Source organism: Alkalibacillus salilacus (assembly GCF_030812915.1).
GTDB lineage: Bacteria > Bacillota > Bacilli > Bacillales > Alkalibacillaceae > Alkalibacillus > Alkalibacillus salilacus.
On the sequence record NZ_JAUSTQ010000003.1, the window covers coordinates 169,434 to 194,788 of the forward strand.

Here is a 25,355-nt window from a genome sequence, read left to right on the forward strand (position 1 = left end):
TGACCTCCTTATTGTTTCACGATTTCAACTATGGCATCCGCCATTTCATTAATCGGTTTAATTAAATTAGGGTTGGCTTGTTCAACGATTGATTTAGGCATTCCGTAAATTACAGCAGTTTCCTTCGATTCAGCAATTAAATATGTAGAAGCATCTTGCTCTTTAAGGAACTTAGCACCCTCTGTTCCGTCATTACCCATTCCAGTCAGGACAACTGCTACCTTATTCATGTGGGATATACTAGCAACTGACTGGAATAATCTATTTACACTCGGACGATGACCATTAACAGCTGGTGTCTGTTCTATTATGGCTGCCAATGACCTACCAATAGATTTAACTTCAAAATGGTAATCGCCTGGTGCTATATAAGCGTGCCCTTTTTTTAATAGTTCTCCATGGCGGACTTCCTTAACAGAAATTTCAGACAATCGATCTAATCGCTCTGCTAAGGAACGAGTGAATTGAGCTGGCATATGTTGGACAATTAAAATAGGACAGCTAAACGATGAAGGTATTCTCGATAATAACTCCTGCAAAGCTTTAGGCCCTCCAGTCGACACACCAACTACTACTAACGTTTGCTCATGCTGAAAGTTTTTGGACGATTGGTTTCTATTAATTGTCAGTTCACCCGGTGTCGCTTCAGGCGAAAGGTCAATCGATTTGTGTAATTTAGCATTTGCTGCATCTTTTACTTTCTCGCAAATTTCAGCACTTTTTTGCGACAAATCAAGTGAAATGGAGCCAGATGTTTTATTAATAAAGTCAACCGCTCCATATTGTAAGGCTGTTATTGTGCTCTCTGCCCCTTCATAAGTTAAGCTTGACAACATAATAACGGGTGTAGGATGGTTATCCATAATATGTTTAAGTGCTGTTAAACCATCCATGACAGGCATTTCAATATCTAATGTCACAACATCTGGTTTAAGCTGTTTGACCTTTTTCAGACCATCTTCACCGTTTCGAGCAGTGCCTATAGCTTCTAAACTACTATCATTATTAATAATGTCTGAAATAACTTTTCGCATAAAGGCAGAATCATCGATGACTAACACCTTTTTCTTATCCATAGTTCAATCTACCTTTCGTGAGAAAAATGAACGGAGTCGTTTAACAAATTTACGATCTGGTTCAATTGTTTCATCCTGATTCAAGTAATTTTCAACTAATTTTCTCATTTGTTTACTAGCCTTGCTTTTAGGTAAAACCAAATAATAAGGTTGTTGTTGCTTGACTGCTTGAACAACAGCTGAATCATCTGGGATGTAACCTTGGTAGGACAAGCTTTGGTTTAAAAATTTCATCACAACAGCATTTAATTTTGTGTAAGCAAATTCTCCTTCATCACGATCACTTGCACGATTGACTAATAAAGATAGTTGCAAATCTTGACGCTTACTATGTGCAACCAATTGCTTTATGGCTGCGTAAGCATCCGTAATTGATGTTGGCTCTGTTGTTGTCACGACAATACTTTCATCAGCTGCTTGAATAAATGCTAAATGTTCTTCAGACATACCTGCACCGAGGTCAAAAATGATATAATCATAGGCTGTCGTTACATGTTGGAGTTGTCTGATGAAATAATCGTACTTAGAACGGTCAAGATGAAAAAAATCTGATAAACCAGTTCCAGCTGCAATATAGGACAAACGTTGTGGACCTGCTTCTATAATATCAGAAATTTGTAACTTTTTCTCTAGCATTGTCGATAAATTTTGCCTAGGTTGTAAGCCTAGCAAGATATCAATATTTCCCATACCAATATCTAGATCAAATATCAAGACGCTTTTACCTTGTTCTGATAATGCCATGCTAAAATTTAGAGCGAAATTAGACTTACCAACCCCTCCTTTACCACTAAAAACAGCAATAGTACGCGCTTGGTTTTGCTCGTATTGCAATACTCGTTGCCTTAATTCATGGGCTTGATCTGTCAAGACTGATCACCTACTATCAAATCCGTCATTCGCTGTGGAGATGGTGGTTCAATATCATCCGGAACGTCTTGACCAGTTGTTAAATAAGCAATTTTAAATTGATGTTGTTGCCAAAGATTTAAGATTGAACCTAAATGACTTGTTTCGTCTAACTTCGTTAATATCACTTGATTAATCGATAAACCATTAAATTTAGAATATATATCATCTATGTCCTCTTCTTTTGAAGTAAGGGATAAGACGCAAAATAATTCATCGTGATCTTCAAATTCAACAAATTGTTTCATTTCCTCAATATAACGATCTTCTCTGAAATTCCTACCCGGTGTGTCAACAAAGACGATTTCCTTATCAGTGAATTTTTCTTTAGCCTGGAGGAAGTCTTCATGATTATAAGCCACTTCAACAGGTAAGTTAAGTATTTTAGCATACGTTTTCAGTTGATCAACCGCAGCAATCCTAAATGTATCTAATGTGATAAGACCAACATCTAATCCTTGATTAATAGAAGCATCAGCTGCTAGTTTTGCTAATGTCGTAGTTTTTCCTACCCCAGTAGGTCCGAATAAAAAGATATGCTTGGACCTAGCATCTTGTTCGTATTGAGTCGCACTTTCCATTTTGTGAAAAATTTGATCTTTTACGATTTGCCAATAGGCAGAAGTATCTTGTGATTTCCTGTTTGTATAGTACTCTGTTAAAACTGGCTCCATCAACTCTTGAATAGTATCCTGATCAATTCCTAGATGCTTCAAATTATAAGCAATTGAATCAATTGGTTTAGGATAATAATTAGAGTTTTGACTAGAATCCTTTAAAGATTCACGAAGTTCTTTGATCTCCTTGATTAAATCTTGATCATGTGATGATGGCTCCTGTGTTGGTTGTTTGAGATTTAATGATGGCTGATGATCCAATTGAAAATTAACATTTGGTTCTTTTACACGATTCGATTTTGTTTGTTGCATAGGTGAAGGGTCCACAGCGGCTACTACTTCTATATTTTTCTTTTTAAATAAGCCGAGAAATCCTTTTGTGTTTTTCTCTTTAGAATTTAATATAACCGCTGAATCACCAAGTTCTTTACGTACATGTTTCATCGCTTCTGGCATTGTCGGTGCCGTATATTTTTTCACTCTCATGCTATGTTCACCACCCCAGCACTTTCGACTTCTAGATCTGGTTCAAGTTCGTTATATGATAATACAACCACATCGGTTAAATATCGACCAATCATTTGTTTGACGTAACGTCTAATCGCTGGTGAGCAAAGTAAGACAGGCGTTGCATCATCCATAAATGCTTGACTTGTTTGTTGATGAATGGACTCGATAATCTTTTGTTGCGTTTCAGGATCCATCGATAAGAAATTACCATGCTCTGTTTGTTGAATATGCTCAGCGATTTTCTTCTCAACTTGTGGTGACAATGTGATGACTTTCATCTGATAGTCAGCTGTTGCAAACGTCTGTGTAATTTGCATGGATAGTGATTGTCTACAATATTCTGCTAGTAAATCTGTATCATTAGTCATCTTCCCATAATCAGCTAGAGTTTCGAATATAACTGGCAAATTACGAACCGAGATTTGTTCTTCTAATAGTTTTGATAATACCTTTTGAATTTCGCCTACAGATAAAGGTTCAGGTGTCACTTCATCGACTAATGTTGGATAGCTTTGTTTTAAATGATCAATTAACTGCTGCGTTTCTTCACGCCCCAACAATTGATGTGCATATCGTTTAATAACTTCGGTAATATGGGTCGAGACAACTGAAGGTGGATCGACAATTGTATAACCTGATAACTCTGCTTCATCTTTCATATCTTCAGAAATCCACTTAGCAGGTAAACCAAATGCAGGTTCTACAGTATCAATACCTTCTATTGAATCATCCTCCATACCTGGAGACATGGCGAGATAATGATCCAAGTAAAGTTCACCTTTTGCGACTTCATTTCCTTTTACTTTTAGTTGATATTCGTTCGGGTTTAATTGGATATTGTCTCGTATACGAACAACAGGAATGACAATACCCAATTCTAACGCCAACTGACGCCTAATCATCACGACACGATCAAGTAAGTCGCCTCCTTGATTAGCATCAGCAATTGGAATTAACGCATAACCAAATTCGAATTCTATTGGATCCATATTGAGAAGATCGACGACATTATCAGGTTGAGCCACTTCTTGTTCCTCCGATTGATCCTCATGTTCTTTTTCTTCATATTGCTTTTGTCTTTCTTGAGCGCGTGATAAATACCAACCACCAACAGCAAGGATCGCAGCAATGAATGTTGTTAGGAAGAAATTAATGGGTGTTAAGCCAAGCATAAATATCGTTCCAGCTGCCACATATAATAGACTTGGATAACGGAATAATTGACCCGTTACATCATGTGATAAATTCCCTTCAGCTGCAACTCTTGTCACCACAATACCAGTGGCTGTTGCAATTAATAAGGCGGGTATTTGAGATGTTAAACCATCCCCAACAGTTAAACGAAGGAAGGTATTAACCGTTTCATTGAATGATAGACCCCACTGTGTCATACCGATAATAAAACCGAAAATAATATTGACGAGAACAATCACAATACCAGCAATAGCATCACCTTTTACGAATTTACTGGCACCATCCATAGCACCATAAAAATCCGCTTCATTTTCAATTTTTTCACGGCGTGCTTTAGCCTGTTGTTCAGTAATCATACCAGCGTTCAAGTCCGCATCAATACTCATTTGCTTACCAGGCATCGCATCTAAGGTGAAGCGGGCTGCCACTTCTGATACACGTTCTGCCCCTTTAGTAATGACAATAAATTGAATAATAACAAGGATTAAGAAGATTACAAAACCTACGAATGGATTACCACCCGTTACAAAGTTTCCGAACGTATCCACAACATTACCAGCGTCAGCTTCTGATAAGATTGAACGTGTTGTTGATACGTTAAGCCCTAATCGAAATAGCGTTAATAGTAATAATAATGATGGAAATATAGCAAAATCTAGAGCTTCCTGTGTATTCATCGTGACAAGAATAACGATTAAAGCTAATGATATATTCGTCAAAATTAAAATGCTTAATAACCATCCCGGAAGCGGAATGACTAACATGACGATAATTAATATAACTCCTAATAATACTGATAAATCTCTTGCTGACATGCTTCAAAATCCTCTCTTCATACTTACTTAGCTTGTTTTTCCATTTTATAAACGTAAGCTAATACTTCTGCAACTTGTTGGAAAAAATCCTCTGGAATTGTTTCGTCGATTTCTACAGAATGATATAGACCTCGTGCAAGTTGACGGTTTTCAATCCTGACAACACCATTCGCTTCTGCAACTTCTCTAATTTTAAGGGCAACATAATCCACCCCTTTAGCAATAACAAAGGGAGCTTCTGCTCTCTCTTCATCATACTTTAATGCAATCGAATAGTGTGTTGGGTTCGTAATGACAACATCTGCTTCAGGCACCTCGCTCATCATACGTTGCTGTGCCATTGAACGTTGACGTTCTTTCATTCGAGACTTGATCAACGGGTCACCTTCCATATTCTTGTTTTCGTCTTTAATATCTTGTTTTGACATCCGGATATTTTTTTCGTGGTCATAACGTTGATAAATATAGTCTATGACAGCAATGATCAATAACATAAGTGTCGCTGCTACACCCATAATAAGTGTCAACTGACCAAAAAACGCAATCGCATTGGAAATTGATTTTTGTGATAACGTCATCAGATCAGAACGATTAACCCATAGAATTGCAAAACAAACAATAGCAATAGAACTAACTTTTAACATTGATTTTAAAAATTCTACAATTGCTCTTGCTGAAAAGATTCGCTTAATCCCATTAATAGGATTCACTTTGTTTAAATCAAATTTAAGTGGTTCCCCTGTTAGTAAAAAACCAATTTGAAGGTAATTAGCTACTAACGCTGCTACAATTGCAACGGCCATGATAGGTAAGACAACTTTCACAGCTTCAACAGAAACTTGAAATAAAGCACTCTCGACATTTTCAGGTGTGACTTCATAATGAATCAGTTCAGTAAATGTAAACACGAATACACTTGATAAGGTATCGCCAAGAGTAGAACCAAAGGTAACCATAAAAACAAAAACAGCAAATAATAAAATCGCCGTCGTAATATCCTGACTTTTTGCCACTTGTCCTTTTTTACGGGAATCTTGACGCTTTTTGGGTGTCGCTTGTTCAGTTTTTTCTTGGTTAAAATATTGTAAATCTAAACGAAGTAACGACACATTATGCGCCCCCAATCAGTTCCATTAACTGCCGCATTGTTTCAAACATATATTCAAACAGTTGCGAGACTAGTAATCCAAAGAAACCGAATCCAATAAATATTGTGAAGAAACTAACCAAAATTTTAAGTGGTAGACCAATAATGAAAACGTTCATTTGTGGAACTGTACGAGCAATCATACCTAAAGCCACGTCTACCAAAAACAACGTGCCAACGATCGGGATCGCCATTTGAAACGCTAATAAAAACATTTGTGACATCGTCGTAATGATAAATTCAGCAAAAGACTCTGTATGAATCGGAATCATTTCTTGAAAACCAATAAATTCATAACTATAAAAAATGCCATCGATTAAGAGATGGTGTGCATTAGTTGCGACTAATAATAGCGTTGCAATAATATAGTAGTATTGGCCGATAATTGGACTCTGCGCCCCCGTTTGAGGATCGACTACGTTTGCAATCGCAAAACCCATCTGAAAATCGATAAAGCCACCAGCAATTTGGACAGCCGTAAAAATGATATACGCGACAAGTGCAATCATAATTCCAATAGTTAGTTCTTTTAAAAGTAATAATATGTATTGGCCATCTACAACTAATGCTGGGCTGTCTAACGTAAGATACATAATCCACGACAGAATAATAATTAAGCTGATTTTAACTCGGTTAGGGATTGTTGTATAAGCAAATAAGGGAACAAACAATATAAACCCTGTTAATCTAGCTAAAATTAAAAAGAAAGCTGGAATTCTAGTAATGTCTAATAATTCAATCATATCAACCAACTATATTAGGAATTTCATTGAATATACTTGTCGTGAATTCAATCATACGTTGTAACATCCAGGGGCCTAAAATGACGATGGCTACAAACACAGCAATAATCTTAGGGATGAATGCTAATGTTTGTTCTTGGATTTGTGTCGTCGCTTGGAAAATCGCCACTGCTAAACCAACAAATAATGCAATTATCAATAGTGGCCCTACCACGATTAAGATGGTATAAACGCCTCGCTCTGCTAATGCAACAACCATATCTGGTGTCATATTGATTCCTACTTCCTATCACTATATATAACTTTCTAAGACCGAGTGGGTGATTAAATACCAACCATCCACAATAACAAATAACAGGACTTTAAACGGCAATGAGATCATAACTGGAGGTAACATCATCATTCCCATCGACATCAGAACACTGGCTACAGCCATGTCAATGACAAGAAATGGTATAAAAATCATAAAGCCCATTTGAAAAGCTGTCTTTAACTCACTAATCACGAAAGCAGGCACCAAAGTGGTTAATGGAATATCTTGGACAGATTCAGGTGTCTCTGCATCCGTATAATCCATAAACAAAGCCAAATCCTGTTGTCTCGTATGTTCAGACATAAAATCTTTGAATGGAATACTTGCTTCATCATAGGCTTCTTCTAAAGTGATTTCATCGTTGAATAACGGTTGTAAAGCCTCTTCATTCACTTCATATAATGTAGGAGCCATGATGAAAAATGTTAGAAACAATGCTAGTCCAATCAACACTTGATTTGGAGGCATTTGTTGCGTTGCCAGTGCTGTTCGAACAAATGATAGTACGATGACAATTCGAGTAAAACTAGTCATTAACACAAGAATACTCGGAGAGAGTGTTAATACGGTTAAGAGTAATAATAATTGAACAGCTGTTGAAATTGTTCCAGGGTCATTCTCTGCAAATAGATTCATAAATTCATTCATTGCTATCGTCGTCCTTATCTTGATAACGTTTCCTCATACGTTGTCTAGAGTTTTTCATGGTTTCTAACTCTGTTTTAAATTGGTTTTTAGTTTCAGCTTCTTGATAAGTATTCTTCCGTTTGTTTTGAAAGCTTTGGAAGATGGATTGAAATGACTTATCACTTGAAACTTCTTCAGGCGTCGTCATTAATTGGTCAATTGTCGCTTGATCTTCAATTTTCGTTAAATAATTAACGTCATCTCCCACACCAATTAAGTAAAATTCATGTCCAACTCGAACAATCTGAGCAGATTTGTTATGCCCCAATGAAACGCCACCTATATTTTCGAGTGCTCGCGTCTGTTGATAGTTTCTAGTTCGCTTTTGAATGAATTTCAATACAATATATATTAAAGCTAATACGAGAACTAAAGCTGCAATCATTCGTAGAAAGTCTAAAAATAGCGACTGATTCGACGAACCAATAGCTTCCTCGTTTTCTGAGTTATCTTCAGTCGGTTCTTCTGCAATTGGTTCGTCCGCCTCGTCATTTTCATTTGGACTGTTATTTGACTCTGATTCTAAACAATCAGCTACACTACCATCACACTCTTCATCAGCTACTACCATGACTGGGCTAACTATTAACATCATAAATGCTATGATCCCAATCCAAAAAACACGTTTATTCATCGTCTTCCTACCCCACAACAATTTAACTTAGTGCTTTTCCAATTGCTTCTAGTACACGATCCGCCTGAAACGGTTTAACAATAAAGTCTTTTGCTCCGGATTGGATCGCATCGATTACCATAGCTTGTTGACCCATCGCTGAACACATAACAATTTTTGCATTACTGTCTTGACTCATAATTTCTTTCAGTGCTTCAATTCCGTCTTTTTCTGGCATCGTAATATCCAGCGTTACTAAGTCAGGATTTAACTCTTTATATTGTTCAACTGCCGCTTCACCGTTCTCCGCTTCCCCAACTACTTCATAACCATTCTTCTCTAAAATATCCTTGATCATCATACGCATGAATGCTGCATCATCTACGACTAAAATTTGTTGTGCCATAATTTAATCCCCCTAATTTAATTATCGTAATTTTTGAATACGTTCTGCTTGACTTAAAATATCTGATACTCTAACACCAAAGTTTTCATCAATAACGACAACCTCACCTTTGGCAATCAACTTATTGTTAACAAGAATATCAACAGGTTCTCCAGCAAGTTTATCAAGTTCGACAATGGAACCTGTGTTGAGTTCTAATATTTCTTTAATACTCTTGCTTGAACGCCCTAGTTCAACCGATACATTCAACGGAATATCCATTAATAAATCTAAATTTCGTTGTTCATCTTGACCAAGCTGAGGCTGTTTTCCAAACTCTTCAAATTGCGCTTGGTCAACACGATAATCCTCTCCTTGCTGAAAAGCTTTTTGCCCTAATTGTTGCGAATTCGGCTGTGCTTGTGTTGACTGTTGGCTCGTGTCAAGTTGTGCTTCTGGTTGTTTTTGCTGAGCTTCTTGTTTGGGTTGTACAGGTTCTTCTTGTTTAACTGATTCTGTATCAACAGAATCTTCCACATTCAGTAAACTATCGACGAATTCTTTTGCAAATTCAACAGGTAATAGTTGCATGATATTAGAATCAATCAACTCACCTACTTGCAATTGAAAAGATACATTCACAAAATTCTCTTCTTGCGGAATGTAATCTGTCCCTTCACCTTTTTCAACATCTAATACCGTTATATCAGGTGGTGTAATGTCAACGCGTTTATTAAATACTGAAGACATACTAGTTGCAGCAGAACCCATCATTTGGTTCATTGCCTCTTGAACAGCACTTAATTGAATTTCCCCTAATTCATCAGATGGATTGGTACCATCACCACCTAGCATAAGGTCTGCGATAATCGCAGCATCTTGACTCTTGATCACAAATAAGTTCATCCCTCTAAAACCGTCTGTATAGTCTACTTTGACTGCTACATGTGGGGTAGGAAATTCGTCGACAAGTGATTCACTGTCGATTGCCGAAACAACAGGTGTTGTAATCTCTACTTTCTGATTTAATAGAGAAGATAATGCCGTGGCTGAACTACCAAATGAAATATTACCAATTTCGCCAATGGCATCAATCTCAATATCCGTAAGAAAATCTTGCAATCGATTTGATGCTTGTCCACCTTGATTTGAATCATCTTCTGTCTGTTCGTTACTTTGTTCACCGCCTGATTTCTCTTCATCGCTTGAACTATTCAACAGGGCATCAATTTCTTCTTGTGATAGCATATTATCATTATTATTCATGGTTATCTTCACCCCTTAATTCACCTAGAATTTGAACAGCCATATGGCGCTTTTGCTTACCGGGCTGAACATTAAATTTAGGCTCATCATTTACATATAACGTTAGTGGATCATCAATAGCTTGATCCAACATTATGACATCATTATGGTTTAAATTTAAAAATTCTTCTATCGAGATTGCTGACTCCCCGAGTATAGCTTTTGCTTCTACATCGACATGCGTTAAACTTTTCGATAGATGCTCGTAATCTTCTGGATTACTTTGTGATTTCTCATTTTGCATCCAATAATGGACTGAGAGCTTAGAAATAATCGGTTCTAAAACCATGTGTGGTATGCAAATATTCATGACACCAGTGCTTTCACCAATCGTTGTATTTAAAGAAACGACAACGACGGTTTCATTGGGAGAAACCATCTGAATAAATTGAGGGTTCGTTTCGAATTCTTCCAATGTTAAATCGATATCAACCATTGACCCCCATGCTTCTTCTAATGATTCGAACGCTCTTTCAAACAAACGCGACATAATTCTGCTTTCAATTTCAGTTAAATTCTCAACCTTGTTTGTGCCAATACCTTCACCACCTAGAACTCGATCAATTATAGCATAAGCAATATTTGGGTTAACTTCATATAATAAGCGTCCTTCAAGTGGATCTACCGAGAAAATATTTAATACGGTTCGTTGCGGCATTGAGCGAATAAATTCTTCATATGGTACCTGGTCTACAGATGCTACAGTTACTTCAGCATATGACCTTAATTGCGCTGCAAAAAATGAGGTCAGAAGCCGTGCAAAGTTTTCATGAATTCGTGTTAATCCACGGATCTGGTCTTTTGAAAAACGTAAGGCTCGCTTGAAATCATAATCTCGAATTTTACGTTCATCTGTTTGTTGTTCTTTCAATTCTTCTGCGTCCATTTCGCCAGTAGAAATAGCCGACAAAAGGGCGTCAATTTCACCTTGGGACAGAACATCATCCGCCACTATCATCACCTCCAATGTGGAGTGTTTTCATTTATTGTACTGCCTTCTGGGTAATAAAGACGTCAGTAACTTCACCTTCATCTAAGCGATCATTAATCGCACCTTTAACATCTTCTCTAACGGATGTTAATTCATTACGAAAATCACTACCCTCAAGAACTGTAAGCTCTTCGATAATCGCGTCATTAATAACGAAATGATCACCTGATTTTAACTGTTCGCTCGTGTTTTGATTATCTGTTACTATGCGAAACTGCACACGTATAAATTGTCCATCTGCTAAATCAGTGGTGATCTCATCAGTGACAAACGAACTTTCAGCCATATCGCTGATTGTCGGTTCATTATCACTTTCATCAAAATCGACATAGATTAATAGAATAATGGCAACAATACCAACAATCGTTAATGTAATGATGGTTGTTAGCATGATTTTAATCGGTTTCGACATCTTCATCAACTACCTTTGCTTGGAGATCGATTAAACCTACTTGTTGATAGAATTCAACTGTTCTTTGAATAATTTCGTCTCTTGATTCTTTTACGAAATAGGTTTTTCCATTTGATAATGTGATTGTCGTATCAGGTAATGCTTGGACCTTTTCTATGTACAATGCATTGACGACGAATTCTTCACCGTTTAAACGGGTTACATCAATCATAAATGATAAGTGGGGCTAAGCGACGTTAGCCCCTTTCCTCCTTATCGTTTTAAGTTTACAAGTTCTTGTAGAATTTCATCTGATGTTGTAATCACACGCGTATTGGCCTGGAAACCACGCTGTGCTGTAATCATCTCGGTGAATTCTTCAGATAAGTCAACGTTCGACATCTCTAAAGCACCAGCGTAAAGGTTACCAGTTCCTCCTTCACCCGGTGCATTAAGAAAGTCTATTTCTCCATCTTCCATAAGGCCAGCATTATCACTCAAGTTGAAATTGTTATTACCAGCTTTTTCAAGCCCTTCTGCATTGGAGAAGTTCGCTAACATAGCACGACCAGCCGTACGGGCTTGACCGTTCTCGTTCACAAAACTTACTGTGCCGTCTGCTGCAATATCAAAACTTTGAGCACCTTCAGGGACTTGAATGCGACCAGCCATGTCTTCCATTTCTTCACTATATTGATCATCACCGTCACCTTCGTCAGCATTTAGATTAGTATTTGTATTACCAACTAGGTACTGACCGTTCGAATTAACAACATAACCGTCTTCATCAAGATAAAAGTTTCCTGCCCGTGAAAATTGAATGCTATCTTGTTCTGTAGAGATATATTTTTCAACTTGATCTTCTGTTACGTCATCCGCATCTATACCAAGTTCAGCAGCTATTTCTTCTTCCACATCATTTCCATCATCACTCGACCACGTTCTCTCCGCTACTGCAAACATGCCATCGCCCTCGATCGCCAAGTCAAGTGGACGATCTGTTGTTTGTCGATTACCCTGTGTATGAATATTGTCAATACTACCTGTATTTGACCCCAAACCAACCTGCATCGGATTTTGACCTCCTAATTGGCCATCACCTGCAGGTGCAGTTGCACCTTGTGTTGTTTGACTCATAATATCTGAAAATGTTTGACGACCTTTCTTAAAGCCGAATGTATTCACGTTTGCGATATTGTTTGACGTCACGTCTAACTTTTCTTGGAAACCACTCATTCCGGAAATACCTGTGTACATGGAACGTAACATAAATGATTCATCCTTTCTTAATCTTTTAATTTGATCACTGCTTCTATCGGTCAGCAGTGTGTCGGCTTCCTTTCGGTCCAGCCGTTAATCGTCTTGCAGGACAATCGTCCCGTTAATATTCGTTAGTAATTGATCTGATGCTTCCGATCGGTCCATTGCAGTTACAATGGTGTCATTTTTCGTACTTGCGACTAGAACAGCGTCACGCGTCACTATCGCTGAATCTGTTACACCTTTCTGCTTTGCTTCACTCATTTTGTTCTCAATTTGTGACCACTGTTGATCACTAATGTGAATCCCACGTTCGTCCAAACGTTTTTGGGCATGTTTACTGACCTTAATACCTTCACCAGCAACTTGTTGTAAAACTGATTTAAATGATTGGTTTTGTGTTGACTCTGTTTTCGGTTTATTTGGTAAAGGTAATGGTTGATGATAAACTTGGTTAATCTTATTCATTGGTGCCACCATCACTTTCTTGGCTTGATTGACCAATTTGAATAATTTCAGATGCGCTAAGCTCATCACCATTTTCAAGTGTTAAAGCTAATCCATTATCACCTTTTCTTACCGATTGAACGACATCAGACTGTTCAACAACGTCGCCTTCTTCATTCTTTTGTTCATAATGAACAGATTGACCAATTAAATTAGACATTTGCAAGAAGTCTGAGTATCCTTGATTTTGAGTCATTTGTTCAATACTTTCAGCCATCTTTGTTGACTGTTCTAACTCAGAAAAGGTTGCCATTTGTGCTACGAAATCTTTATCCTTCATTGGATCTAATGGGTTTTGATTTTTTAATTGTGTCATTAAAATTTCTAAAAACGCATCTCGACCTAAATCCTGCTCGCCTTCTTGTTTTACAGGTTGCTGATTTTGAGATTGTAGCATTAAAGATTCATCAATTTTCATCATTACACCTCCTCACTGACTAAATAGTCTTGGAATGACAGAGGTTGTTCATTTTCTTCTTCCTCTATGTCACCTAACTGTTCTTCTTCAAATAGTTGTCCTTCTTGTCCCTCTTGTTCAGCCTGCTCATCATTCATATGTTGTTTCGTGAAATCTGTATTAGCTTGATCAACACTTCGTTGTTCAATCACAACTTGATTGGGCTGGAACATATGTCGTAATTGATTAATGTTACTTTCTAACATGTCCCGAGCTGCTTGTGACATCACTGAGATTTTAACGCCCATTTGACCATCCATTTGCATAAACTGCAAGGTCATTTGACCTAAGTTTGCTGGTTTCAATTGGATCGTTAAATTTTGTGCACCATTCGCTCTACCAAAATTAGTAGATTGAATAATTTTTTGTAACTGCTCAATCATCTGTTGCTGACCACTCATATTACTCGTCGATTGCTGACCATTCGCACGCGCTAGATGAATCGTAAACTGTTCTAATTTAGACATTTGATTTTGATCGCCAAATAATTGATCTAATCTTGCTGTTGGCATCGTTTGGTCACCCGAATGATTATTCAATAATTGATTAAGTGATTGTCTAATCGCTGCAACGTCCTGTTTATGTTGAACAGATGGCTGATTCAAGTTTTGTTGATTCAATTGCTGTTGTAATTGTTGTAATAATTGTTGCCATTTATTAGATGATCCTGATTGTTGATTGAACGTCATATTCTGTTGTTGGCCAAATAATGATGCAATCACACGAGCCAATGCTTGTTCAGTTTGTTGTACTTGATTTTGATTGCCCGTCGTTAAAGAATCAATTTGTTGTAAATTAATACTTGGCGTATTGATTAATAACTGACTAACTTCTTGTTGTTGTATGGATTCAAGGATTTGTTGAAGCGAATCTTCATTTAAAGATTCCAAATTCACTTGATCAAGCTCATTTAACAAGGATTTAAATTCATCTAATGATAGACCTAATTCTTCTAAGCTCAGATTGTCGATTGATTCAATTAGATTTGACAGGTCCTTTTCGGTTAATTGACTTAAGTCAACATCTGATTTTGACTGTATTTGTTTTATTGAACCTAGTATTTTTTCTAATGGTAATGATTGATTACTAGTGTCAGAACTAGTCATTTGATTATGGGTTTCTAATAATAGCTTTCCTAATGCATTTAAATCATCGACATTTAATTGATTCATAAAGGAATTAGATTGTCCCATAAGCTGATTAATTGTGTTCAATAACTTGGTTGTGTCTTCATCAGAAAGACTTTCAACTACCTTGGTGATATCCCCATCTTCAGACTCTAATTCTTTTTGAACTTTTTCAACTAGTGATTTCACCTCACTTTCAGACATAGTTTGACCACTATTTTCAACGCTTTGAGAACTATGTCTGCTCGATGCGCTGTCATAAGCATTTTTAAATCCTTGTCCATTCGGAGATTTTACATTAGCATTATTCATTATTGGTTGGCTTTGAGCAGTTGGCATCATAGCCACGAGTCCATTCATTTTCTCACCCCCTTTCAAAAGGTTAGAATTTATCATTTACCATTTGATCTTTGAACTAGTGCATTGGACAATGTCGCTGCTAATTCCGCGTCCATCTCTGCTAGGATTGTTCCCCGCTCACCGTCATTCATGCCTTCTAAAATATCAAGCACAACAGATTGTTCCATATTGGCCATAACACTTGCTGCATTTTCTTCATTCATCTCAGTAAAAGAGCGGGCTAATTGTGATATTGATTCTTCTCGGGTTGCTTGAGCTTCCTCTTGAGACTCTAATTGCTCAGTTAGTTGAGTGATTTCATTCGACAATTCTTCTATTTCTTGATCTTTTGTACTAATCGTTGCTTCTAACTCATCAATAGTCGCCTTTTGATCTTGAATGGTTGCTTCATGATTAGCAATCTGTTGTTCTTGTGTTTCTTCTTCAGACGTTGTAATAAAAGAACCAACAACTGGCATTTGACTACCATACTCTTGAGCTTTTTCAATCGGATTAACACCTGCAAATGTTGAAACAATTAAGACCAAGGTTATCGCAAAGATAACGGGAATAATAATAACAAATAAGAACCACTGAAATTTACTTGTATTTGCTTCTTTGTTTTGCTCCATAGCCATACGATCACCTTTTATTTCGCTCTAGAATAATGCTGTACTGCAATTTCATCCAAGAATTCTGACTCTGCTTGTTTATTTAATTGGTGTTGTTTTTCTTTTTTATTATCAATAATTTTATTAATTTTCTTTAATTCTTGATGAGCAGTCTGTACAGCATCCTGTTTCTTATACATGTTCAACCTTGCTTGATGAACTTTCTTCTGAAGATCACTTTCTTGGTCTTGAAGTAAATTGAAATAATTATAATAACTCGTCATCCAATCGATTTTAATTCCTGATGTCATCTGGTTATCTAGTTGTGTTTCTAAACCCTCTTTTGATTTGAGTAATTCATACAACTTATTAGCTTCAGTCTCAAAGTGATCTACAGCGCGGTTATAATTCGATCGTGCATCATCTAATTCTTGTTCACGAACTTGATAAAGTTTTTGAAACGTATTTAGATCATTCATGAATTATCACCATTTTTAAATAAGTTTTGTAATTGTTGATAACTTTCTTCAGCCGTTACTGCTTCATTCATTGATTGGGCTAGAAATTTCATGATTCTCGGGTAATAAAAAATAGCTTCATCCACTTCAGATGATGATCCTTTTTTATATGCACCTATTTGAATCAGTTCACGATTTTCTTCGTATGTAGCTAATAACGATTTAACACGGTGAGCAAGCTGTTGATGCTCTTGATGAACGATTTTAGACATGAGACGGCTTATCGATTTCATAATATTAATCGCAGGATATTGTCCTTGTTCAGCAAGCTGACGGTCTAAAACTAGATGGCCATCTAACAATCCTCTTACAGCATCAGAAATAGGTTCATCTAAATCGTCTCCATCGACTAAAACAGTATAAAATGCCGTGATACTTCCTCGCTGATCAGGCCCCGTTCGTTCTAATAGTTGTGGAAGTAAAGCAAAAACACTTGGCGTATACCCTTTTGTTGTAGGTGGTTCACCACTAGCTAAGCCAAGTTCACGTTGTGCCATCGCAATTCGTGTAATCGAATCCATCATCAAGTTGACATGATAGCCTTGGTCACGAAAGTATTCAGCAATTGCCGTGGCAGTACTAGCTCCCTTTATACGTTGTAATGCTGGCTGGTCTGAAGTGGCGACAACAACAATTGATCGTTTTAAGCCTTCAGGTCCCAAGTCATGTTCGATAAACTCTCGAACTTCACGACCACGTTCACCTAATAAAGCAAAAACGTTAATTTCTGCGTCACTATTTTTAGCTAACATTCCTAGCAAGGTGCTCTTACCAACACCACTACCTGCAAAAATACCTATACGTTGCCCTTTACCTACAGTTAAACAACTATCAATGGCTTTAACCCCAGTTGAAACAACCTGATCAATTGGCGCTCTAGAAAGAGGATTAGGTGGTTTTTGTTCTATATCAAACGATGTAAGATTACCTGATAAGGATTGTTCATCTAGTGGTTCACCTAATCCGTTTAATACTCTACCAATCAATTCTTCTCCAACTTGAATATGAGGTGTACGATGAGTGGATTCTACTAAACTATCAGGTCCGATTTTATTCGTTTGCTCATATGGCATAAGCAAAACATGTTGATCTTGAAACCCTACTACTTCTGCCTTGATCGCATCGCCTTGCTGACCGGTATAAATAAAACAAACATCACCAATATTTGTCTCCGGCCCTTTCGATTCAATCAGCAAACCAACACTTCTGTTTACTCTTCCATACCGTTTAACTGTGCTAGTTTGTTCAATTTGATTCAAGATACTTTCAACGACCATAGTAAGATTACCTCTCCACTTCATTAAGTAAAGTCCGTTTCAACTCATTTAGTTGAGTATCAATCGATATATCAATTTGACCCTGTTCTGTTTCAATAACACAACCAAATTCTTCAATTGATTTCTTAGGATAGATTGATAGAGTTGAATAATTATTAAGCATTTCTTGTAGTGATTCTTTATGATCTAACACCATTTGGTATTGGGTTGCATGGACATATACTTTGATTTCTGGCTGGTCTGACACTTCTTCTATCGCCTCTTGAATGATTGGCATCAACCTTGATTCATCTTCTTGCAAATACTGGCGGACAATTTTTTCTGCTGCTTTCATGGCAATCAATAAAATTGAATCTTCTGCAGATTTAACTTGTTCGTGATAATCAAGGTTCGCCTTTTCTAGAACTGAATTGGCTTTCTCAATTAACTCATTATACTGAGCTTCACCTTGCTCTTCACCTTTTTGAAACCCTTCTTGATAGCCTTGTTCATGAGCCTGTTTATAAGCTGTCTCTTTCTCTTGTTCGAATTGCTCTCGTTCTTGATTAATTTGACTTTGTGCGTCGTTGATGATCTGTTCCGCCTGTTGTTTCGCTTCAGCTAGTTTATTCTCTGCTTCTTCTAACTTTTCATTAATAATCGATTCTGTATCAACTTCATGATCATTATGTATTTCAGGCTCCTCTTGAACCTGAATGGGTTTTAATTGAATCGTTTTATGTTCATCACTCTTTGAAAAACGGTAAAGATTAGACAATGATATCGTCACCTCCACCACGTGCGATGACGATCTCACCCATCTCCTCTAAGCGACGGATCGTACCAACGATACGTGTCTGAGCCTCTTCTACATCCTTCAAGCGAACAGGTCCCATGATTTCAATTTCTTCTTTCATTGTTTCAGCCATTCGATTAGACATATTATTAAATAATGTTTCTTTTACTTCATCACTTGCTACTTTAAGTGATAACATTAAATCTTCATTCTCAGTATCACGAATTACGCGCTGAATAGCACGATTATCTAACGTCACAATATCTTCAAAGACAAACATACGTTTCTTGATATCTTCTGCTAACTCAGGATCTTGTACTTCTAAGTCATCTAAAATCGTACGTTCAGTTGTACGGTCAACGCTATTTAAGATGTTAACAATTGACTCAATTCCACCTGCTTCGGCATAATCATCCGTTACAGTCGTAGATAGCTTCTTCTCTAATAAATGCTCAACCTCATTAACGATCTCAGGAGATGTTGATTGCATGACAGCTATTCGTCTTGCAATATCTGACTGAGATTCCTCTGGTAAATTGGATAAGATTTGAGATGATTGTTCGGCCTCTAAATACGATAAGACTAAAGCAATTGTTTGAGGATGTTCATTTTGAATAAAATTATAGATTTGACCAGCATCTGCTTTACGTGCGAAATCAAACGGTTTTACTTGAAGTGACGTGGTCAAACGATCAATGATCTTACCAGCTTTATCATCCCCTAAAGCCTTTTCGAGTACTGTTTTAGCATAATTAATACCGCCTTGAGCAATGTAATCTTGAGCGACAGCTATTTGATGAAATTCATCCATAATGTCGTCTTTTTGTTCTGAATCCACTTTCTTTACAGATGAGATTTCAAGCGTTAATTGCTCAATCTCTTCTTCGGTTAAATGTTTATAAACTTCCGCAGACACATCTGGCCCTAAAGAAATGAGGAGTGCTGCCGCTTTTTGTTTTCCAGATAAATCTTTCTTCTGAGCAGTCATATGACTCCTACTCCCCCTTTAATCATCAATCCATGAGCGAAGTAACTTAGCGAAATCTTCTGGTTTATCTTTCGCCATTTGTTCAAGTTGTTTTCGTCTAACATCAGATTCTGTTTCTTCTCTTTCTAGTGTGTAATCTCGTTCTTCTTGGGTGACGCGTTGTTCAACAACTTCATCGACTTCTTCTTTTTGATTGCGTCTTCTTAATAGAATGAATAATAGAATGACGACGGATAAAATTAATAAAGCGCCGGCTATATACATCCAAGTTGGAATCCCTACGCCTCCTGATTCGAAATCAGGTGCACCAGAAAATTCTTGAAATACAATTGAATACTTATCTGCAGGGTCAAACGTATCTTCTTCACCTGGGATCGAAGTTTCAACAACTGTTGATAGAATCGATTGAACATCTTCTTCAACAGCCATCTGTTCTTCTTCAGTTAATTGCACCGTTTCCCCTGTTTCATTTTCAATAGTATTATCAACTGCGACTTGAATACCTAAATCTCGTATTTCATAAGGACTCTCTACAATCTCATTACGGACACGATTGAACTCATTGTTAATCGTTTCTCGAACATTTTCATAATCGGAAACTTCTTCTCCGTCTTCTGTGACAGCAGGCAATTCAGGTATATCACCTTCACCATCAACCATGTCTCCACCGTCATAACCTGTATAAGTTTCAGTTACGCGTTCAACACTGACAGGTAATCCTTCCATTGTTTCCATATCAACTGGTTCGACCAGTTGCTCAACTGTATTCTCTTGGGAGAAATCTATATCAGATGAAACAGAAACAACAACTTTATTTTGTCCCATCATCGTTCCTAACATTTTCTGGACTTCACGTTGAATATCTTGTTCAATATCATCTTTGATTTGTTTATTTTCGGCATATGTACTACTTGTACCAGTTCCAGAACCTTCTAAGTCATAATAATTAAAATTTTGATCCATAATAGCAATATTTTCGGGTTGTAGGTTTGGTACAGCTTTTGAAACCATGTGATACAAACTTTGTACTTGACTTTGGTCAAATGAGTTTCCGTATCCCGTATTAATGGTTACTGAAGCTGATGCTTCACCTGTTTGATCAGCAACAAATACAGATTCTTCTGCTTCATTAATTAAAACATTCGCATCTGAAATTCCTGAAATACTGGTGATCAAATTGGATAACTCCGTTTGCAAAGCATCTCTTTCAATAATTTGTCTTTCTTCATCTGTCATTCCCCAAGAGACATTATCACTAAAAAATGAGTAGTCAATATTTCCACTGTCTGGAATCCCTTGGGCTGCTAAATCGACAACCAACTCATCAGATTGTTCTTCAGGGACAAGGATTGTTGTCCCGCCATCCTCTAGTTCATGTGGTACACCTTGAGATTGTAATTCTTCTCGCAGACTCCCTGCTTCCTCTACCGTTAAATTGCTGTATAGAGGAACCATATTCGGTGAACTTGCAAATAGAGTTAAAGAAATTATCAGCATGATAATCCCCAAAGTACCTGCAAGGATGAGTGATTTCTGAGGAGTTGTTCTTGTTTTCCAAAACTCTGTTACTTTATTTCTATATGTTTTTACTGTTTCGTTCATTGTAGTCCTCCGACTCTCAGAAAATCTTCATCAATTGGTTATTTTAAAGTTGCATACGCATAACTTTGTTATAAGCTTCGACAGCTTTATTTTGTACTTCTGTAGCTGTTTGCAAAGTCACACTAGCCTTTTCCGCCGCGATCATGACATTATGTAAATTATCAGCTTCTCCATTAACAAGAGCATTTGTTTGCTGATTGGATGCTTGTTGTGTTTCATTTACTTGGCTAATCGCGTTTTTCAACTCTTTTGCAAAGTTTTGTTGGACATCACTCGCACTAGCTGGGTTGTTTTGTTGAGTTTGCTGCTTAGCCACCTCGCCAGCTGCTTGAGTGAAAAATTGTGGGTCTATTGGTTTCATTCAAGTCACCTTACCTTCCAATTTCTAACGATTTCATCATCATTCCTTTTGATGCATTTAAAGCTGTTACGTTCGCTTCATACGAACGAGAAGTCGACATGAGCTCCAGCATTTCTTCAAGAGGGTTAACATTAGGTTTTTGAACATAACCGTCTTCATTCGAATCAGGATGTGAAGGGTTGTATACTTCTTGGAAAGGAGAAGGATCTTCTTCAACCGAATTAATGCGCACCCCTCCACCAGGGTTGTCACTTTGATTTAATGATTTTTGTAAGAATGAATCAAAACTTGCGCCTCTTGATTCTTGAGAAACAATCTTACGACGATACGGTTCCCATTCGCCATCTTCGTTCAATTCAGCACGTGTCGTATCAGCGTTAGCAATGTTCGAGGATACGACATCCATTTTAAAACGATTAGCTGTTAAAGCACTTGCGTTCGTATTCATACCTGAAAAGATACTCATGATTTACCTACCTCCTACGACAGACTTAAGCGAACTGAATTTACCGTTAATTCGTTCTGTTAATGCCTCATAATACAGTTGATTTTGTGCTAATTCATTCATTTCTTTATCAATATCGACACTGTTCCCATTATGGTTATATGTCGTATTTTGTCTGGAAGTTACATTAAATGATGATTCTTGATCAGAAAAGGGAATATGCTGTTGATCAGTACGCTTTGCTTCAAAACTCGCAGCATTTAAATGATCCTTGAATGATACATGCTTAGCTTTATAACCTGGGGTATCAACATTTGCGATATTATTCCCAATGGTTTGATTCCTAGCTGAAGAATAATTAAGCCCTTGTTCCAAATTACTAATTGTTTGACCAAACAAACTCAATCGACCCCCACCTTTCTTTTGAAATTTTCGAATCTATATGTATTATCGTATTTCCTTATATTATTACATAAATCCGCAAAAAATAACACAGAGTTTTGCTCAAAAATTTTTATATTTTGTCGATATTAATAGATAAGGTTCTATAGAACTAGTAAAAACATACTATATTTTGATCAAAAAAAGGCTAGCTGATTATAACCAGCTAGCCTTTAGTCTTAGTTTATAGCATATTGACTTTTTCTAATTCTACTAAGAATTTGTCATTTAATACTTTAATATACGTTCCTTTCATTCCTAATGACCGTGATTCAATGACGCCTGCACTTTCTAGTTTACGTAGAGCGTTTACAATCACTGATCGTGTGATACCTACACGATCCGCTACTTTACTAGCTACAAGCAGCCCTTCGTTTCCTTCTAATTCATTAAAGATATGTTCAATCGCTTCAAGCTCACTATATGATAATGAATTGATCGCCATTTGAACAACAGCTTTACTGCGAGCTTCTTCTTCAATTTGTTCAGATTTTTGATGCAAGATTTCCATACCTACAACAGTAGCACCATATTCAGCTAATAAAAGATCATCTTCATTAAATGATTCTTCAATTCGACTTAGAATTAGAGTGCCTAGTCGTTCGCCACCACCAATAATTGGAGTGATTGTCGTTAAACCATTTTGAAATAATTCTTTGTTTTCAACTGGGAATGCTGTGTACTCACTGTCAATATCAATATTTGCTGTTGTTTCTTGAATACTAAATAAATTGTTTGTATATTCTTCTGGGAATTGACGTTCTTCTAACATCGTTTTCATTCGTTCGTTTTCAATCTCTTGTTTAATGGCAAAACCTAATAATTTACCTTTACGACTCAATACAAAAATGTTCGCACCTATCACATCACGTAATGTAGCAGACATGTCGTTGAAGTTAACGGCTTTTCCTTGGGTTTTTTGAAGCATTGCGTTAATCACGCGTGCTTTTTCTAATAAATTCATTTTTCATTCCTCCTAGATTATAAGATATATTCAGATAGATCTTTATTTTTAACGATGGAAGATAACTTGTCATCTACGTAAGGGGCTGTAATCTCAATTTTTTCCATCGTAATATCTGGTGCTTCAAATGATAAGTCTTCTAATAATTTTTCCATTATAGTGTGCAAACGTCTTGCACCTATATTATCTGTTTCCTGGTTCACTTCGAAAGCAATTTCAGCGATGCGTTCAATCGCTTCTTCTGTAAACTCAACACGAATACCTTCTGTTTCAAGAAGCGCAGTATATTGTTTGATAATCGCATTAGAAGGTTCAGTTAAGATGTTAATAAAATCTTGAACAATTAGCTTATTCAATTCAACACGAATCGGGAAACGCCCTTGTAATTCAGGAATTAAATCAGACGGTTTCGCCGTATGAAATGCTCCTGCTGCAATAAATAGCATGTAATCCGTTTTAATTGCTCCATACTTTGTCATAATCGTTGAACCTTCAACGATTGGTAATATGTCACGCTGAACACCTTCTCGCGAGACATTCGCTTGTTTGTTATCTTGACCACAAACCTTGTCAATTTCATCAATGAAGATAATTCCTGATTGTTCAGCTTGCTCAATAGCCTTCTGGTGAACTTCATCCATATCGATTAATTTTTCTGCTTCAGTTTGAGTTAAGACTTCACGCGCATCTTTAACAGGTAGTTTTCGCTTTTTGGTTTTATTCGGCATGAACTGGTTGAGTGCATCTTGCATGTTCATACCCATTTGTTCCATACCCGAACCTTGTAACATATCAAACATTGATGACTGTTGTTCTTCGACCTCAATGGTTACTGTTTCATTCTCTAGTTGTCCTTGGTCAAGCTGCGTTTTTACATGGCGGCGTTTGTTCGCGTAATTTTCTTGTTCTTCAGCGTCTTCTTCTGGCTGTTGCTGCTGCTGATTAAACAACATTTCTAAAGGATTCTTAGAAGCCTGATTTGATTGCTTTTTCTTTCCGCCAACAAGTAAGTCTACTAATTGTTCATTAGCAGCCTCACGCGCTCTTGTCTGAACTTCAAGCATCTTTTCTTCTCTTACCATGCGGACGCTAGTTTCAACAAGATCACGCACCATTGATTCGACATCACGGCCAACATAGCCAACTTCTGTGAATTTAGTGGCTTCTACTTTAGAAAAAGGTGCTCCAACTAACTTTGCTAAACGACGTGCTAATTCTGTTTTACCAACACCTGTTGGGCCAATCATTAAAATGTTTTTCGGGACAATTTCATCTCGCATCTCTTCAGATAAATTCATCCTACGATACCGGTTTCTTAGCGCAACGGCTAAAGCTCGTTTAGCATCTGTTTGACCGATAATATATTGATCCAGTTGGTCTACAATTTGTTTAGGTGTTGCTTTTGTACTCATTAATGAGAATCTCCTTTATCGTCTAGTGTCTCTAAAATAATTTCGTCATTGGTATAGACACAAACTTCACTTGCAATTTGCAGAGCGGCCTGCGCAATATTAGCTGCGGATTGATCTTCAGAATAGCGTTTTAATGCGCGCCCTGCACTCAAAGCATAATGCCCTCCTGAGCCAATAGCTAAAATATCATCATCTGGTTCAATTACTTCACCAGTACCTGATACTAGCAGCATTTGATCTTCATTCATGACGATCAACATCGCTTCAAGACGGCGTAACACTTTATCGCTTCGCCACTCTTTGGCTAATTCAACTGCAGAGCGACTTAGATTACCATTATACTGTTCTAACTTAGCTTCAAACTTTTCGGATAACGTAAAAGCATCAGCAACTGATCCAGCAAAACCAGCTAGAACCTGACCATGATATAATTTTCTTACTTTTTTAGCTTTATGTTTCATAACGACAGCATTACCAAATGTAACTTGTCCGTCGCCTGACATTGCAGCTTCACCCTTGTGGCGTACTGCAAAAATCGTTGTAGCATGAAACGATTGTTCCATTTTATCCCTCTT

30 protein-coding genes are annotated in these 25,355 nt (G+C 37.2%); all 30 read right to left on the reverse strand.

The features are described 5' to 3' along the window. Positions 1-8 precede the first annotated feature (8 nt). A complete protein-coding gene (locus J2S77_RS05105; protein ID WP_306975261.1) occupies positions 9-1,076 on the reverse strand; it encodes a protein-glutamate methylesterase/protein-glutamine glutaminase in 1,068 nt (355 codons plus the stop codon). Positions 1,077-1,079: 3 nt separating this feature from the next. Next, a complete protein-coding gene (locus tag J2S77_RS05110) occupies positions 1,080-1,946 on the reverse strand; it encodes a MinD/ParA family protein (protein WP_306975264.1) in 867 nt (288 codons plus the stop codon). Then, a complete protein-coding gene (gene flhF / locus J2S77_RS05115; RefSeq protein WP_306975265.1) occupies positions 1,943-3,088 on the reverse strand; it encodes a flagellar biosynthesis GTPase FlhF in 1,146 nt (381 codons plus the stop codon). The genes J2S77_RS05110 and flhF overlap by 4 nt, the downstream gene beginning before the upstream one ends. Then, entirely contained in the window at positions 3,085-5,121 is a 2,037-nt protein-coding gene (flhA, locus tag J2S77_RS05120) for a flagellar biosynthesis protein FlhA (protein WP_306975267.1), read from the reverse strand. Before flhA ends, flhF begins: the two co-directional genes overlap by 4 nt. A gap of 23 nt (positions 5,122-5,144) precedes the next feature. Continuing rightward, the gene (flhB, locus tag J2S77_RS05125) at positions 5,145-6,230 is read right to left on the reverse strand and encodes a flagellar biosynthesis protein FlhB (RefSeq protein ID WP_306975269.1); all 1,086 of its coding nucleotides are present in this window, start codon (positions 6,228-6,230) and stop codon (positions 5,145-5,147) included. 1 nt (position 6,231) lies between these two features. Then, positions 6,232-7,011 carry a flagellar biosynthetic protein FliR gene (gene fliR, locus J2S77_RS05130; RefSeq protein WP_306975271.1) on the reverse strand — a complete coding sequence of 260 codons (780 nt, stop codon included), beginning with the start codon at positions 7,009-7,011 and terminating at the stop codon, positions 6,232-6,234. Position 7,012: 1 nt separating this feature from the next. Next, positions 7,013-7,282 (reverse strand): flagellar biosynthesis protein FliQ, encoded by a 270-nt coding sequence (gene fliQ, locus J2S77_RS05135; RefSeq protein WP_306975273.1) that lies wholly within the window; start codon positions 7,280-7,282, stop codon positions 7,013-7,015. A 21-nt stretch (positions 7,283-7,303) separates the two neighbouring features. After that, positions 7,304-7,972 carry a flagellar type III secretion system pore protein FliP gene (fliP, locus tag J2S77_RS05140; protein WP_306975274.1) on the reverse strand — a complete coding sequence of 223 codons (669 nt, stop codon included), beginning with the start codon at positions 7,970-7,972 and terminating at the stop codon, positions 7,304-7,306. Next, entirely contained in the window at positions 7,965-8,645 is a 681-nt protein-coding gene (locus tag J2S77_RS05145) for a flagellar biosynthetic protein FliO (protein WP_306975276.1), read from the reverse strand. Before J2S77_RS05145 ends, fliP begins: the two co-directional genes overlap by 8 nt. 22 nt (positions 8,646-8,667) lie before the next feature. Then, positions 8,668-9,030 (reverse strand): response regulator, encoded by a 363-nt coding sequence (locus J2S77_RS05150; protein WP_306975278.1) that lies wholly within the window; start codon positions 9,028-9,030, stop codon positions 8,668-8,670. 21 nt (positions 9,031-9,051) lie between these two features. After that, complete coding sequence (gene fliY, locus J2S77_RS05155) at positions 9,052-10,275, reverse strand: flagellar motor switch phosphatase FliY (protein WP_306975280.1); 1,224 nt, start codon at positions 10,273-10,275, stop codon at positions 9,052-9,054. Continuing rightward, a complete protein-coding gene (gene fliM, locus J2S77_RS05160) occupies positions 10,268-11,266 on the reverse strand; it encodes a flagellar motor switch protein FliM (RefSeq protein ID WP_306975281.1) in 999 nt (332 codons plus the stop codon). Before fliM ends, fliY begins: the two co-directional genes overlap by 8 nt. Before the next feature lie 31 nt (positions 11,267-11,297). Further along, the gene (locus tag J2S77_RS05165) at positions 11,298-11,717 is read right to left on the reverse strand and encodes a flagellar basal body-associated FliL family protein (protein WP_306975283.1); all 420 of its coding nucleotides are present in this window, start codon (positions 11,715-11,717) and stop codon (positions 11,298-11,300) included. Beyond that, positions 11,701-11,928 (reverse strand): flagellar FlbD family protein, encoded by a 228-nt coding sequence (locus tag J2S77_RS05170; RefSeq protein WP_306975285.1) that lies wholly within the window; start codon positions 11,926-11,928, stop codon positions 11,701-11,703. The genes J2S77_RS05165 and J2S77_RS05170 overlap by 17 nt, the downstream gene beginning before the upstream one ends. Positions 11,929-11,969: 41 nt before the next feature. Further along, the gene (locus J2S77_RS05175; RefSeq protein ID WP_306975288.1) at positions 11,970-12,965 is read right to left on the reverse strand and encodes a flagellar hook-basal body complex protein; all 996 of its coding nucleotides are present in this window, start codon (positions 12,963-12,965) and stop codon (positions 11,970-11,972) included. An 84-nt stretch (positions 12,966-13,049) separates the two neighbouring features. Continuing rightward, positions 13,050-13,424 (reverse strand): TIGR02530 family flagellar biosynthesis protein, encoded by a 375-nt coding sequence (locus J2S77_RS05180; RefSeq protein WP_306975290.1) that lies wholly within the window; start codon positions 13,422-13,424, stop codon positions 13,050-13,052. After that, entirely contained in the window at positions 13,417-13,881 is a 465-nt protein-coding gene (locus J2S77_RS05185) for a flagellar hook capping FlgD N-terminal domain-containing protein (RefSeq protein ID WP_306975292.1), read from the reverse strand. Before J2S77_RS05185 ends, J2S77_RS05180 begins: the two co-directional genes overlap by 8 nt. A 2-nt stretch (positions 13,882-13,883) precedes the next feature. Next, positions 13,884-15,407 carry a flagellar hook-length control protein FliK gene (locus tag J2S77_RS05190; protein ID WP_306975293.1) on the reverse strand — a complete coding sequence of 508 codons (1,524 nt, stop codon included), beginning with the start codon at positions 15,405-15,407 and terminating at the stop codon, positions 13,884-13,886. Positions 15,408-15,439: 32 nt separating this feature from the next. Further along, positions 15,440-16,018 carry a MotE family protein gene (locus J2S77_RS05195; RefSeq protein WP_306975295.1) on the reverse strand — a complete coding sequence of 193 codons (579 nt, stop codon included), beginning with the start codon at positions 16,016-16,018 and terminating at the stop codon, positions 15,440-15,442. Between the two features lie 17 nt (positions 16,019-16,035). Beyond that, positions 16,036-16,476: a flagellar export protein FliJ gene (gene fliJ / locus J2S77_RS05200; protein WP_306975297.1), complete on the reverse strand. Its 441-nt coding sequence runs from the start codon at positions 16,474-16,476 to the stop codon at positions 16,036-16,038. Then, the gene (gene fliI / locus J2S77_RS05205; RefSeq protein ID WP_306975299.1) at positions 16,473-17,792 is read right to left on the reverse strand and encodes a flagellar protein export ATPase FliI; all 1,320 of its coding nucleotides are present in this window, start codon (positions 17,790-17,792) and stop codon (positions 16,473-16,475) included. Before fliI ends, fliJ begins: the two co-directional genes overlap by 4 nt. Before the next feature lie 7 nt (positions 17,793-17,799). After that, a complete protein-coding gene (gene fliH / locus J2S77_RS05210) occupies positions 17,800-18,549 on the reverse strand; it encodes a flagellar assembly protein FliH (protein ID WP_306975301.1) in 750 nt (249 codons plus the stop codon). Next, positions 18,542-19,555 (reverse strand): flagellar motor switch protein FliG, encoded by a 1,014-nt coding sequence (gene fliG, locus J2S77_RS05215; protein WP_306975303.1) that lies wholly within the window; start codon positions 19,553-19,555, stop codon positions 18,542-18,544. Before fliG ends, fliH begins: the two co-directional genes overlap by 8 nt. An 18-nt stretch (positions 19,556-19,573) precedes the next feature. Further along, positions 19,574-21,157, reverse strand: coding sequence for a flagellar basal-body MS-ring/collar protein FliF (gene fliF, locus J2S77_RS05220; protein ID WP_306975305.1), 1,584 nt, complete (start codon positions 21,155-21,157; stop codon positions 19,574-19,576). Positions 21,158-21,200: 43 nt separating this feature from the next. Beyond that, positions 21,201-21,509: a flagellar hook-basal body complex protein FliE gene (fliE, locus tag J2S77_RS05225; RefSeq protein ID WP_503128499.1), complete on the reverse strand. Its 309-nt coding sequence runs from the start codon at positions 21,507-21,509 to the stop codon at positions 21,201-21,203. A 19-nt stretch (positions 21,510-21,528) separates the two neighbouring features. Beyond that, on the reverse strand, positions 21,529-21,984 hold the full coding sequence (gene flgC, locus J2S77_RS05230; protein WP_306975310.1) for a flagellar basal body rod protein FlgC: 456 nt from the start codon (positions 21,982-21,984) through the stop codon (positions 21,529-21,531). 3 nt (positions 21,985-21,987) lie between these two features. Further along, on the reverse strand, positions 21,988-22,368 hold the full coding sequence (gene flgB, locus J2S77_RS05235; RefSeq protein ID WP_306975312.1) for a flagellar basal body rod protein FlgB: 381 nt from the start codon (positions 22,366-22,368) through the stop codon (positions 21,988-21,990). 220 nt (positions 22,369-22,588) lie between these two features. Beyond that, positions 22,589-23,368, reverse strand: coding sequence for a GTP-sensing pleiotropic transcriptional regulator CodY (gene codY / locus J2S77_RS05240; protein WP_306975314.1), 780 nt, complete (start codon positions 23,366-23,368; stop codon positions 22,589-22,591). A 17-nt stretch (positions 23,369-23,385) separates the two neighbouring features. Then, the gene (gene hslU / locus J2S77_RS05245) at positions 23,386-24,780 is read right to left on the reverse strand and encodes an ATP-dependent protease ATPase subunit HslU (protein WP_306975316.1); all 1,395 of its coding nucleotides are present in this window, start codon (positions 24,778-24,780) and stop codon (positions 23,386-23,388) included. Next, entirely contained in the window at positions 24,780-25,343 is a 564-nt protein-coding gene (hslV, locus tag J2S77_RS05250; RefSeq protein WP_306975318.1) for an ATP-dependent protease subunit HslV, read from the reverse strand. The genes hslU and hslV overlap by 1 nt, the downstream gene beginning before the upstream one ends. Positions 25,344-25,355 lie beyond the last annotated feature (12 nt).